The organism is Mitsuaria sp. CC2, from assembly GCF_048957715.1.
Taxonomy (GTDB): Bacteria; Pseudomonadota; Gammaproteobacteria; order Burkholderiales; family Burkholderiaceae_C; genus Roseateles.
Genome location: NZ_JARVXN010000011.1, coordinates 89565 through 103738 on the forward strand (window position 1 = coordinate 89565; position 14174 = coordinate 103738).

Consider the following 14174-nt stretch of genomic DNA (forward strand, 5'->3'; position numbering starts at 1 on the left):
GGTCACGCGCTCGGCGGCGTGCGATCAGAGCAGCGGCGCGGCGCTGTCGTCTTCGAGGCGTCTGGCCGTGGCGTGAAGCGCCGCCATCGCGGCGTGATGCACGACCTGTGCCGAATCGTCCGTGGCGGCCGGCGTGGTGGACAAGGGGGCCGGGGAGGCGCTGTCCGTGCCGGACGCGCTGGCCGCCGCCGCGGCGGTGTGCGTCGCGTCCGTCGGCAAGGCGGTCGTGGTGGCCGACGGCGCCGCGAGCAGGTCCTCGGCGGCGAGATGCGCCTTGGCGGCCTGCGCGTCGAGGCCCGAAGCCGCCGAGGCGCCCGCGGCGTCCGTCGACTTCGAGAACCAGACGTCGCCCATCTGGTGCGTCACGCCGTCCACCGTCTTGTAGCCGGAGATCAGGCCGATCAGGTTGCCGTGATCGACGGTCGAGCTGGCCTGCGCGTTCAGGTCCAGCTCGACGATGCCGAGTTCCGCCAGCGACTTGAGCTCGCCCGCGTCGGTCTTGCCGTTGCCGTTGGCGTCGGCCCAGATCCGCAACTGGCTGAAGCCGGCGTCGAGCGCATTCAGCACGTGGTCGCTGTTGGCGTCCAGGGCCTGCATCGCCTCGTAGCCGTTGGCGGCATGCTTCCCGTTGGCCAGCACGGTGCCGGTGCCGAACAGCTCCGCGCCCGAGTCGATCTGCCCGTTGCCGTTGATGTCGCGCGCCAGCAGGCCGTTGCCCTGCGCCATCCACCCCCATTGCTGGGCGTGGCCGGTGTTGTTCATGTCGAAGCTGACGCCCTGCGCCGCAGAGACCGTCCCGAGGCCGTGGCCGTCGAGGTTGAGCATGATCGGCGTGGCCAGGAACAGCGCGTCCAGCTGCGCGCCGGACATCGCATGGATGGTCTCGGTGCTGAACGCCAGCACCTGGTCCATGCTCAGCACGGCGAGGTCGCGGGTCTCGAAGCCGACGATCGCGTCGCTGCCGATGGCGTGGATCTGGTCCACCGTCAGGGCCTTGGCCTGGTCGCGGCTCAGCGCCGTCAGGTCGTCGCTGGACATCGTGGCGAAGGCCTCCGACGTGATCGCCGCCAACTGCTGCGTCGTCAGCGACGCGACCTGGCGGCTGTCCAGCGCCTCGACGGCGACGGAGTTCATGGCCGCGAAGGCCTCGGTGTGCAAGGCGCGCAGCGTCTGCGTGGTCAGGCCGTGGATCTGCTCCGCGCCGAGCGCCGCGAAGACGTCCGTCGACAGCGCGTTCAGCGTCGCCGTGCCCAGCACGCGGAAGGCCGACGAGGTCAGGGCGGCATAGTCCTCCGTCCCGAATCCGTTCAATTGCGCGACCGTCATCTCGACCAGCTGCGTGCTGGTCATCGCGTGGATCTGGTCGGTGGACAGCGCGGCGAAGTCGCCGGCGTCCATCACCCGGATCGCGCGGCCGGGCAACAGGGCCACGTCCTGCGCGTCCAGCGCCGCGATCTGGTCGCTCGTCCAGGCCAGCACCTGCACGTTGGTCAGGCCCAGCATCTGTGCCGTGCCCAGCGCCTGGATCTGGTCCGTGTGCATCGCCGCGGCCTGTTGGAAGGTCAGCGACCCGACCTGGTCCGGCCGCAACGCCGCGATCTGGTCGGTGCTGAACAGCGCGATCTGGTCCGAGCCCATCGCCTTGAGCGCGGTGGTGTGGAGGACGGCCAGGTCCTGCGTCTCCAGCGCGGCGAGCTGCGCGCCGCTCAGCCCGGCGAGTTGCGAGGAACGCAAGGCGGCGAACTGCAGGGTCGTCAGCGCCGTCAGCGCCGTGGGGTCCATGGCCGCGATCTGCAGCGACGTCAGCGCCGCGATCTGCCTGGCCGACAGCGCGGCGATCTGGTCCAGGTCCAGCGAGCCGAACTGGTCGCTGGTGAGGCCGAGCAGGGCCTGCGAGCCCAGGCTTGCGAGCTGGGCGGTACTCAGGTGGTCGATCTGGTCGGCGGTCAGACCCAGCAATTGCTTCGAGCTGAGCGCCGCGAGCTGCGCGTTGCTCAGCGAAGCGATGCTGTCGACGTTCATCGCGCCGATCTGGGCCGAACTCAGCCCGAGCAGCGCCCGGGTGTTCAGTCCGACGATGTCCTGGAACTCCAGCTGGCTGATCTGGTCGGTCGTGAAGGCCGCCAGCTGCTTCGACGAGAACACCGCGAACTGCGCCGAGTCCAGCGCGTTCAGGTCGGCCTGTTCCATGGCCGACAGCTGCGTGGTCGTCAGCGAGGCGATCTGGTTGGTGCGCATCGCCGCGAACTGCTCGGGCACGAGGGCGTTGAGCTGGTCCGTGGTGAAGCTCTGCAGCGACTGCACGGTCAGGCCGCGCACGCCGTCGGTCGAGAGCGCGTCGATCTGCGACGGCGTCAGCGCCGCCACCTGGCCGGTGCCCAGCAGCGCCGTCTGCGCGCTGCCGAAGGCGCCGACCTGCTCACGGCTCAGTTCGTGGATCTGGGCGGTCGTCAGCGCGGTGAGGTAGATCGGCTTGACGCCGGCGAGCAGTTCCGGCGCCAGTGCGCCGATCTCGTCGGTGGAGATGGCCGCCAGTTGGAACGAGGTCAGCGCTGCGAAGTGCACCGAGCCCAGCGCGTTCAGGTCGTCGCGGTTGAGGCTGCGCACCTGCGCCGTGCTCAGCGCGGCGAGCTGGGCGTCGCGCAGCGTGGCCACGCCGAGGGGACCCAGCGCGTCCAGCTGATCGGCGCTCAGGCCGCGGATCGCCAGCGTCGAGATCGCCTGCAACGCCTGGGGCGACAGCGCCTGCAACTGGCCCGCGGTCAGCGCGCCGATCTGCGCCGCGTTGAGCGCAAAGGTCTGCGAGGTGCTGAAGGCCGCGACGAGGTTGATGTCCAGCGCCTGGACCTGCGCGCTGCTCAAGGAGCGGATCACCGTCGCGTTGAGCGCGCCGAAGTCTTCGGGCTCGAGCTGCGACACCTGTTCGGTGGTCAGTCCGCGGAACTGCGCGGAGGTGAAGGCCGCGAACTGCCCCGTCGTCAGCGTGTTCAGGTCCTCGACGGTCAGCGCCGCCAGCTGCGCGGTGCCGAGCGCGCGGATCTGGTTGGTGGTCAGCGCCTGCAGCTGGTCGGAGTTCAGGACGTCGAGCTGGTGACCGGTCAGCGTCGCGATCACGCGGGTGGTCAGCGCCTGGATCGCACCGGTGCCGAGCGCGGCCAGTTGCTCGTCGCTGAGGTCGCGCAGTTGCGTCGTCGACAGCGATCCGGCCTGCGCGCCGCTGATCGCGGCGAGCTGTTCCGAACTCAGCGAGGCCAGTTGCGCCGGGGTCAGGCCGCGCAGGGTCGTGCTGCTGAGCGCGGCGAGGTCTTCCGTGCCCAGCGAGTGGAACTGCTCCGGCGTCAGCGACTGCAGCTGCTTGGAGCTGAACGCCGCGATCTGCGCGGTCGACAGCGCGGCCAGGTCGTCGGTGTCGAACGCCGCCAACTGGCGCGTGGTCAGCATCGCGATCTGCACCGTCTTGAGCGCGCCGAGCTGCTCGGCGCTCATGGCGGCCAGCACTTCGGGCTTCAGGCCGACCAGCGCGCTGCTGCTCATCAGCCGCAGTTCGTCGGTGCTGAAGGCGGGCAACTGGTCGCTGGTGAGGCCGATCAGCTGGGTCGAGGTCAGGCTCTGCACCTGGCGAGAACTCAGCGCGTCGACCTGGTCCGAGGACAGTGCGCCCAGCTGCTGCGAATTCAAGGCGCGCAGGCCCTTGGTGCCGATCGCGGCGAGGTCCTCGCCCTCGAGCGCCGCCACCTGCGCGGTGTTCAGCGACTTGATCTGCAGCGTGTTGAGCGCGCCGGCCTGTTCGGTCGTCAGCGCGACCAGCGCGTCGGTGCTCAGCGTGCGGAACTGCTGGCTGGTCAGCGCGGCGATCTGCCTGCTGTCCAGCGACTGCACCGCGTCGGACGACAGGTGCGACACGGCGGCCGTGCTCAGGCCGCGGACCGCGCCGGTGCTCAGCGCTTGCAGCGCGTCGGTGCTCAGCGCGCTGAGCTGGTCGCCGCTCAGGCCCTTGGTCTGGTTGCCGCGCAGCGCGCCGATCTGGGCGGTGCTGAAAGCGTTGAGTTGATCGACGCTCAGCGCGCCGATCTGCACCGTGTTCAGCACCTGCATCGAAGCGGTGCTGAAGACGGCCACCTCGTCGGTGGACAGCATGCCGATCTGCTGGCTGCCCAGGCCGCGCACCTGCACCGACGACAGCGCCGCGATCTGCGTGCTGTCCAGCGCGGTGAACTGGCCGCTGTCCATGCGGCGCAGCCGGTCCACGGTCAGCGCGGGCATCTGCGCCGTCGTCAGCGCATGGATCTGGTCGGTGGTCAGCGCCGCGAGCGATGCTGTCGTCAGCGTCCGGATCGCCGCGGTGTTGATCGCCTGGACGTCCTGCAGCTCCATCGCGCCGAGCTGTCCCGACGCGAGGTAGTTGAGCTGGCGCGCCGACAGCGCCGACACCTGGAAGGTCGTCAGCGCCACCACCTGCTTGGCGGTCAGCAAGGCCCACTCCGACCCCGTCAGCGTTGCGAGCTGCGTGGTGGTGAGCGCTGCGATCTCCTCGGGAGTGAGCGAACCGACGTCGAAGGTGGCCATGCGGGAACGGAGGGTACTTCTGAAACCTGTCTGGTCTGTCGTTTGCAGCCCCACGACCTGCGCCGGGTGGGCGAGGGCCGCAAGCCAGAGCCGCAAACGACAAACGGCAAACCGGGGGCGCGAGGCCCCCGGTTCCGGACTGCCGCTTAGATCAGCGGGACAGCGCCGTTCTGGTCGTCGTCATGCAGCTTCTTGTAAGCCGCGCTCATGACGTCGTGGTTCACCGTGTCGGTGGCCGCGGCGGTGGTCGCCGCCGTGACCGCCGTCGCGGTGGCGGCCGTGCCGCCGCCGAGCAGGTTGGCTTCCGGCTGGGCGAGCAGGTCGCCCAGCTGCGGCGCGGCTTCCCGCGTCGTGCCGTGGACCTGCTGGGTCGCGCCGTCCTTGGCGAACCACACGTCCGACATCTCGTGCGTCGTGCCGTCCGTCTTGGTGTAGCTCGACACCAGGCCGATCAGGTTGCCGTTGTCGACGTCGGTGCCCTTGCTCGCCTGGAGGTTCAGGTCCGAGATGCCGAGCTGGGCCAGCGAGTGCAGTTCGCCCGCGTCGGTCTTGCCGTCGTGGTTGGCGTCCACCCAGACCTGCAGCTTGCTGAAGTCCACGTCCTTGCCGTTGATGTGGCCGTCATGGTTCGAGTCCATCGAGGCGAGGGCGGCGAAGCCGTCCAGGCCCTTGCGGCCGTTGACGTCGGTGCCGGAGCCGAAGAGCTCCGCGCCGCTGTCGATCGTGCCGTTGCCGTTGCGATCCATGACCAGCAGGCCGTCGTTGCCGCCCACCCAGCCCCACTTGTCGTTGTGACCGGTGCCGTTCAGGTCGAAGTTGACGCCGTTCTGCGCGGACAGGGTCTGCACGCCGTTGCCGTCCAGGTCCAGCACGATCGGCGTGGCCAGGAAGTGGGCGTTGATCTGCTCGTTGCTCCAGCCCGCCTTCTGGTCGGAGGTCATCGCCAGGACCTGGTCCATGCTCATGCCGGCCAGATCCTGCGTGTCCCAGCCGATGAACTGGTCGGAGGTCATCGCCACGATCTGGTCCGTCGACAGGCCCAGGATCTGGGTGGACGTCAGCGCATGGATGTCGCCGGAGTCCAGGGCCAGGATCTGTTCCGTCGTGAACGAGTGGAACTGCGCCGAGGTCAGGGTGCCGAAGTGCGTGCTGGTCAGCGCGCCGATGTCGTCCGTGGTCAGGGCCGCGATCTGGTCCGTGCCCAGCGCGCGCAGCTGCGCGGTGCTGAATTCATGGACCTGGTCGCTGGTCAGGGCCGCGATCTGGTCGGTGTTGAACGCGTGGACGGCCGCGGTGCTCAGCGCATGGATGCCGGCGGTGGTGATGGCCGCGATGTCGGCGGTCTCGATGCCGGCCACCTGCGTCGCGCCCACGGCGCTCCACTGCTGCGAGGTCAGGGCGTGGATCTGATCCGAGGTGAAGGCCTCGAAGTCCGCCGAGCCGAAGGCCACCATGTTCGCGCTGCTGATCGCCGCGAGGTCACCCGAGTCGATCGCCTGCACCTGGTCGGTGGTGAAGGCGTGCAACTGGGCCGAGCTCATGGACACGATCTGCTGCGAGGTCAGCGCCTGCACGTCGTCGGTGGCCATCTGGCTCACCTGCAGCGTGCTCAGCGCGGCGACCTGCTGCGTCGTCAGCGCGGCGATCTGGTTGCTGTCCAGGGCTTCCAGCTGCGCGCTGTCCAGCGAGCGGATGGCCGCGGTGGTCAGGCTGCGCAGATCGGCCGTCTCGAAGGCCGCCATCTGGTCGGTCGTCAGGCCGTCGACCTGCGCCGAGCTCAGCGCCGCGGCCTGGGTCGAGCTCAGCGCGACGATCGCATCCGTGCTCAGCGCGCCGATCTGGGCCGAGCCGAAGGCCTGCAACTGCGCGGAGGTCAACGCGGCGACGTCTTCCGTCGTCATCGTCGAGATCTGCGCGGTCGTCAGGGCCTGCAACTGGGCGTTGCTCAGCGAGCGGATCTGGCCGCTGGTCAGCGCGTTCAGGTCGTCGCTGCTCAGGTTGGCGATCTGGACGGTCGACAGCGAGGCGACCTGCGCGGTCGTCAGCGCGGCGATCTGGTTGCTGTCCAGCGCTTCGATCTGGTCGGTGCCGAGGGCGCGGAGGGCGACCGTCGACAGCGAACGCAAATCGTCGGTTTCCATCGCGGCCATCTGGTCCGTCGTCAGACCCTTGACCTGCGCCGAGGACAACGCGGCCACCTGGACCGAAGTCAGCGCGACCACCGAGTCGGTGCTCAGCGCGCCGATCTGGGCCGAGCTCAACGCCTGGACCTGCTGCGAGGACAGGGCGGCGACGTCGTTGCTCTCCATCGCCGAGACCTGCGCCGTCGTCAGCGAGGCGACCTGCTGGGTCGTCAGCGCCTTGATCTGGCCGCTCGTGAGGGCGTTCAGATCGTCCGAGGTCAGGTTGCTGACCTGCGCCGTCGTCAGCGAGGCGACCTGCTGCGTCGTCAGCGAAGCGACCTGGTCGGAACCCAAGGCCGCGAGCTGGTCGCTGGTCAGCGCACGCAGCGCGACCGTCGACAGGGCCTTCAGGTCACCGGACTCGATCGCACCGATCTGGTCCGTGGTCAGCCCGGCGACCTGCTTGCTGGTCAGCGCGGCGACCTGCAGCGAGCTCAGGGCCACGACCGCTTCGGTCGTCAGCGCGCCGACCTGGTCGGTGCTCAGCGCGGCGACCTGGTTGGTGGCCAGCGCGGCGACGTCCGCGGTCTCCATCGTGGACACCTGCGCGGTCGTCAGGGCGGCCACCTGGGCGGTGCTCAGCGCCTTGATCTGCGCGCTGGTCAGGGCGTTCAGGTCGTCGGAGGTCAGGTTGCTGACCTGGGCGGTCGTCAGCGCGGCGACCTGCTGGGTCGTCAGCGCGGCGACCTGGTTGCTGTCGAGCGCGTCGAGTTCAGCCGAGGTCAGCGACGCCACCTGAGCCGTGGTCAGGGCGCGCAGCTGGCCGGTGGTCAGCGCCGCGAAGTCGTCGGTGGCGAACTGGCTGATCTGGCCGGTCGTCAGCGCGGCCACCTGGGCGGTGGTCAGCGCTTCGACCTGGTCGGAGCTCAAGGCCTGCAGCTGGTCGCTGGTCAGGGCGCGCAGGGCGACCGTGGACAACGACTTCAGGTCACCGCTTTCGATCGCGGCCATCTGGTCGGTCGTCAGGCCGGCAACCTGCTTGCTGGTCAGCGCGGCAACCTGCGCCGAGGTCAGGGCGACGATCGAATCGGTGCTCAGCGCGCCGACCTGGGCCGAGCTCAGCGCGGCGACCTGGTGGGTGGCGAGTGCCTGCACGTCGGCGGACTCCATCGCGGCGACCTGGGCGGTCGTCAGCGAGGCGACCTGGGCGGTCGACAGGGCCTTGATCTGGCCGCTGGTCAGGGCGTTCAGGTCGTCCGAGGTCAGGTTGCTGACCTGGCCGGTCGTCAGGGCGGCGACCTGCTGGGTCGTCAGCGCAGCGACCTGGTCCGAACCCAGCGCTTCCAGCTGGGCGGAGGTCAGCGCCTGCAGGGCGTTGGTCGACAGGGCCTTCAGGTCAGCCGTTTCGATGGCGGCCATCTGGTCGGTCGTCAGGCCGGCGACCTGCTTGCTGTTCAGCGCGGCGACCTGCGTCGAGCTCAGCGCGACGATCGCGTCGGTGCTCAGCGCGCCGACCTGGGCCGAGCTCAGCGCGGCGACCTGCTGCGAGTTCAGCGCGGCGACGTCTTCGCTGGTCATCGTCGAGACCTGCGCGGTCGACAGCGCGGCGACCTGCTGGGTCGACAGCGCCTTGATCTGGCCGCTGGTGAGAGCGTTCAGGTCATCGGAAGACAGGTTGCCGACCTGCGCGGTCGACAGCGAGGCGACCTGGGCGGTCGTCAGCGCGGCGATCTGGTCGGAGCCCAGCGCGTCGAGCTGATCGGTGCCCAGGGCGCGCAGCGCCGCGGTGGACAGGGCCTTCAGGTCACCCGTTTCAAGGGCGGCCATCTGGTCGGTCGTCAGACCGGCGACCTGCCTGCTGGTCAGCGCGGCGACCTGCGCCGAGCCCAGGGCGACGATCGCCTCGGTGCTCAGGGCGCCGACCTGGGCGGAGCCCAGCGCCTGCACCTGCGCGGTGGTCAGCGCGGCGACGTCTTCGCTGGTCATCGTCGAGACCTGCGCGGTCGACAGCGCGGCGACCTGCTGGGTCGACAGCGCCTTGATCTGAGCGCTCGTGAGGGCGTTCAGGTCGTCCGAGGACAGGTTGCCGACCTGCGCGGTCGTCAGGGACGCGACCTGCACGGTCGTCAGCGCAGCGATCTGGTCGGAGCCCAGCGCGTCGAGCTGGTCGGTGCCCAGGGCGCGCAGCGCGACGGTGGACAGCGACTTCAGGTCACCCGTCTCGATCGCGGCGATCTGGTCGGTGGTCAGACCGGCGACCTGTCTGGTCGTCAGCGCGGCGACCTGCGTGGAGGTCAGGGCGACGATGGATTCCGTGCTCAGCGCGCCGACCTGCGACGAGCTCAGCGCGGCGATCTGGTTGGTCGCCAGCGCGGCGACGTCCGCCGATTCCATCGTGTTGATCTGGCCGGTCGTCAGCGCAGCGACCTGCTGGGTCGTCAGCGCCTTGATCTGGCCGCTGGTGAGGGCGTTCAGGTCATCCGAGGACAGGTTGCTCACCTGACCGGTCGTCAGCGCGGCGACCTGCTGAGTGGTCAGCGCGGCGACCTGGTCGCTGCTCAGCGCGTCGAGCTGGGCGGTGCCGAGCGCGGCGATCTGGGCGGTGCCCAGGGCGCGCAACTGGCCGGACGTGAAGGCGCCGAAATCGTCCGTCGCGAGCTGGCTGACCTGGCCGGTCGTCAGCGCGGCGACCTGCTGGGTCGTCAGCGCCTGGACCTGGTCGGTCGACAGGGCCTGAAGCTGGTCGCTGGTCAGCGCGCGCAGGGCGGCGGAGGACAGCGACTTCAGGTCGCCCGTTTCGATCGCGGCCATCTGGTCGGTCGTCAGGCCGGCGACCTGCTTGCTGGTCAGCGCGGCGACCTGGCCCGAGGTCAGGGCGACGATCGAGTCGGTGCTCAGCGCGCCGACCTGGGCCGAGCTCAGCGCGGCGACCTGTTGGGTGGCGAGCGCCTGCACGTCGGCGGATTCCATCGCCGAGACCTGGGCGGTCGACAGGGCGACGATCTGTTGCGTGGACAGAGCCTTGATCTGGCCGCTGGTCAGCGCGTTCAGGTCATCGGAGGTCAGGTTGCTCACCTGGCCGGTCGTCAGCGCGGCGACCTGCTGCGTCGACAGCGCGGCGATCTGGTTGCTGTCCAGGGCCTCCAACTGCGCGGAGGTCAGCGACTGCAGCGCGTTGGTGGCCATCGCCTTCAGGTCGCCCGATTCGAGGGCAGCCATCTGGTCGGTGGTCAGGCCCGCGACCTGCTTGCTGTTGAGGGCGGCGACCTGTTGCGAGGTCAGCGCGACGACGGCATCGGTGCTCAGCGCGCCGAGCTGCGCCGAGCCGAGGGCGGCGACCTGCTGCGTGGTCAGCGCCTGCACGTCGGCGGATTCCATCGTGTTGACCTGCGCGGTCGTCAGGGCGGCCACCTGCGCGGTGCCCAGCGCCTTGATCTGCGCGCTGTTCAGCGCGTTCAGGTCATCGCTGGTCAGGCCGGCGACCTGGGCGGTCGTCAGCGAGGCCACCTGGACGGTGTTCAGCGCGGCGACCTGGTCGGAACCCAGCGCGTTCAGTTGGTCGGTGGTCAGGGCGCGCAGCGCGGTGGTGCTCAGCGCACGCAGGTCACCGGTCTCGATGGCGGCCATCTGGTCGGTGGTCAGGCCGGCGACCTGCTTGGTCGTCAGCGCGCCGACCTGGGCGGAGCTCAGGGCGACGATCGCGTCCGTGCTCAGCGCGCCGATCTGGGCCGAGCCCAGCGACTGCAACTGCGCGGTGGTCAGCGCGGCGACGTCCTCGCTCGTCATCGTGGCGATCTGGCCGGTCGTCAGCGAGGCGACCTGGGCGGTCGACAGCGCCTTGATCTGACCGCTGGTCAGGGCGTTCAGGTCGTCGGAGGTGAGGTTGCTGATCTGGCCGGTCGTCAGCGAGGCGACCTGGGCGGTCGACAGCGCGGCGATCTGGTCGGAACCCAGCGCCTCGATCTGGTCGGTGCCCAGCACGCGCAGCGCGGCGGTGGACAGCGCCTTCACGTCGCCCGTTTCCAGGGCGGCCATCTGGTCGGTGGTCAGGCCGGCGACCTGCTTGGTCGTCAGCGCGCCCACCTGCGCGGAGGTCAGCGCGGCGACGTTTTCCGTCGACAGCGCGCCGATCTGGGCCGAGCCCAGCGCGGCGACCTGCTGGGTCGTCAGCGCCTGCACGTCGGCCGATTCCATGCCGTTGACCTGGCCGGTCGTCAGCGCGGCGACCTGGGCGGTGGAGAGCGCGCGGATCTGGGCCGAGCCCAGCGCGTTCAGGTCATCCGTGGCCAAGGCCTGGACCTGCGCCGTCGTCAGCGCCGCGACCTGGGCGGTCGTGAGCGCGGCGATCTGGTCGGAGTTCAGGGCGTCGATCTGGGCGGTCGTCAGGGCGCGCAGCGCGTTGGTCGACAGGGCCCGGACGTCCACCGTCTCGATGGCGCCGACCTGGTCGGTCGTCAGGCCGCCGACCTGCTTGGTCGACAGCGGGGCGACCTGCTGCGAGCTCAGCGCGGCGATGTTCTCGGTCGACAGCGCGCCGACCTGGTCGGAATTCAGCGCGCCGATCTGCTGCGTGGTCAGCGCCTGGACGTCGCTGCTCTCCATCGTGGAGATCTGCGCGGTCGTCAGGGCGGCGACCTGGGCGGTCGACAGCGCCTTGATCTGGCCGCTCGTCAGCGCGTTCAGGTCGTCGGAGGTCAGGTTGGCGATCTGCGCGGTCGTCAGCGCGGCGACCTGGGTGGTCGTCAGCGCGGCGATCTGGTCGGAACCCAGCGCGGCGATCTGGTCGGTGCTCAGCGCGCGGACGGCCGCGGTGCCCAGCGACTTCAGGTCGCCCGTTTCGAGGGCCGCCATCTGGTCGGTGGTCAGGCCGGCGACCTGCTTGGTCGACAGCGCAGCGACCTGCGTGGAGGTCAGGGCGACGATGTTCTCGGTCGACAGCGCGCCGACCTGGTCGGAGCTCAGCGCCTGCACCTGGCCGCTGGTCAGCGCCTGCACGTCGGCGCTTTCCATCGTCGAGACCTGGGCGGTCGACAGGGCGGCGACCTGGGCGGTGCCCAGGGCTCGGATCTGGGCCGAGCCCAGCGCGTTCAGGTCGTCGCTGGTCAGGCCCTGGACCTGGCCGGTCGTCAGCGCGGCGACCTGCTGGGTCGTCAGTGCGCCGACCTGCGCGGAGCCCAGCGCGTCGAACTGGTCGGTGGTCAACGAACGGATCGCGGCCGTGGACAGGGCGCGCAGATCCTGCGTTTCCATCGCGGCCATCTGGTCGGTCGTCAGACCGGCGATCTGCTTGGTCGACAGCGCGGCGACCTGGGTCGAGCTCAGCGCGACGATCGAATCGGTGCTCAGCGCGCCGATCTGGGCCGAGCCCAGCGCGACGACCTGCTGCGTGGTCAGCGCCTGGACGTCGGCGCTTTCCATCGTGGAGATCTGGGCGGTCGACAGGGCGGCGACCTGGGCGGTGCCCAGGGCGCGGATCTGGGCCGAGCCCAGCGCGTTGAGGTCATCGCTGGACATCGCCTGGACCTGGCCGGTCGTCAGCGCGGCGATCTGGCCGGTCGACAGGGCGCCGACCTGGTCGGAGTTCAGTGCGTCGAACTGTTCGGTGGTCAGCGAGCGGATCGCGGCCGTCGACATGGCGCGCAGGTCGGCGGTCTCGATGGCGGCAACCTGGTCGGTCGTCAGGCCGGCGATCTGCTTGGTCGACAGCGCGGCAACCTGGGCCGAGCTCAGCGCGGCGATATTTTCCGTCGAGAGCGCACCCACCTGGGCCGAGCTCAGCGCCTGGACCTGGCCGGTGGTCAGCGCCTGGACGTCGGCGCTTTCCATCGTGGAGACCTGGGCGGTCGACAGGGCGGCGACCTGGGCCGTGCCGAGCGCGCGGATCTGGGCCAAACCCAGGGCGTTCAGGTCGTCGCTGGACATGGCCTGGACCTGGCCCGTCGTCAGGACGGAGACCTGCTGGGTCGTCAGCGCGGCGACCTGGTCGGAATGCAGCGCGTCGAACTGGTCGGTCGTCAGCGAGCGGATCGCGGCGGAAGACAGGGCGCGCAGGTCCTGCGACTCGATGGCGGCCATCTGGTCGGTCGACAGGCCGGCCAGTTGCTTGGACGTGAGGGTCGCGAACTGGCCCGAGGTCAGCGCGACGATGGCGTCGGTGGACAGCGCGGCGATCTGGGCCGAACTCAGCGCGGCGACCTGGCCGGTGGTGAAGGCCTGGATGTCGGCGGACTCCATGCCCTGGACCTGGTCGGTCGACAGCGCGGCGATCTGGGCGGTGCCCAGGGCGCGGATCTGCGCGCTGTTCAGCGCGTTCAGTTCATCGGTGGACAGCACGGCGACCTGGCCGGTCGTCAGCGCGCCGATCTGGGTGCTGGTCAGCGCCGAGACCTGGTCCGAGCTCAGCGCCTGGACCTGGTCGGTCGTCAGGGCGCGGATCGTCGCGGTCGACAGCGCCTTCATGTCGTCAGAGCTGATGGCCGCCATCTGGTCGGTCGTGAGGCCCTTGACCTGGGTGGAACTCAGCGCGCCGATCTGGCCGGAGCTCATCGCCTCGATCGAGTCGGTGCTCAGGGCGCCGACCTGGGACGAGCTCAGCGCGCGGACCTGGGCGGTCGTCAGCGCCTGCACGTCGGTGCTGTTGACGCCGGCCAGCTGGTCGGTCGTCAGCGCGGCGATCTGCTGCGTGGTGATGGCGCGGATCTGGTTGGTGTCCAGGGCGGCGATTTCATCGCTGGCCAGCTGGCGGATCTGCTGCGTGGACAACGCGCCGATCTGGGCGGTGGTCAGCGCGGCGATCTGGTCGGAATTCAGGGCGGCTACCTGGTCGGTCCCCAGCGCCTTGACGGCGGCGGTGCTCAGCGCATGCACGGCGTCGGAGGTCAGCGCGGCGGCCTGGTCCGAGGTCAGCGCGGCGGCTTGCGTGCTGCTCAGCGCGGCGGCCTGGTGGGTCGCCAGAGCGGCGACGCCCTCGGTGGAGAGGGCGGCGACTTGTTGCGAGCTCAGGGCCTTGATCTGCTCGGTCTTCAGGGCCTGCAGGTCGTCGGAGGCCAGCGAGCCGATCAGGCTGGTGGCGATGGCGGCCACCTGCTGCGTGCTCAGCGCGCGGATCTGGTCGGACGCCAGGGCGTTCAGGTCGTCCGACTCCAGGTTGCGAACCTGGCTGGTGGTCATCGCGCCGACCTGCTTGGTCGTCATCGCGCCGAACTGGTCGGAGCCCAGGGCGTTCAACTGGGTACTGGTGAAGGTCTGCACCGCGGCCGTGGACAGGGCGCGCAGATCGTCAGACTCGATGGCCGCGATGTTGGTCGTCGTGAACAGCGAGACGGCCTTGGTGCCGAGCGTCGCGAACTGCGAGGTCGTCAGCGCCTGGAATTGCTCGGTGGTGAACGCAGCCCAGTCTTCGCTGGTCAGGCGCGCCAGGGTCGTCGACGTGAGGGCGGCGATCTGGTCGGTCGTCAGGTTGGTAATCAGCGATGCCATCTTGGA

At 70.0% G+C, this 14174-nt stretch carries 2 protein-coding genes; both read right to left on the bottom strand.

Annotated elements, in window-relative coordinates; all coding sequences use genetic code 11:
- Window positions 1–24 precede the first annotated feature (24 nt).
- Window positions 25–4566, bottom strand: a complete 4542-nt coding sequence (locus PV762_RS06385; RefSeq protein ID WP_421034189.1) for a hypothetical protein — start codon at window positions 4564–4566, stop codon at window positions 25–27.
- Between the two features lie 146 nt (window positions 4567–4712).
- Window positions 4713–14168 (bottom strand): hypothetical protein, encoded by a 9456-nt coding sequence (locus PV762_RS06390; protein WP_421034190.1) that lies wholly within the window; start codon window positions 14166–14168, stop codon window positions 4713–4715.
- Window positions 14169–14174 lie beyond the last annotated feature (6 nt).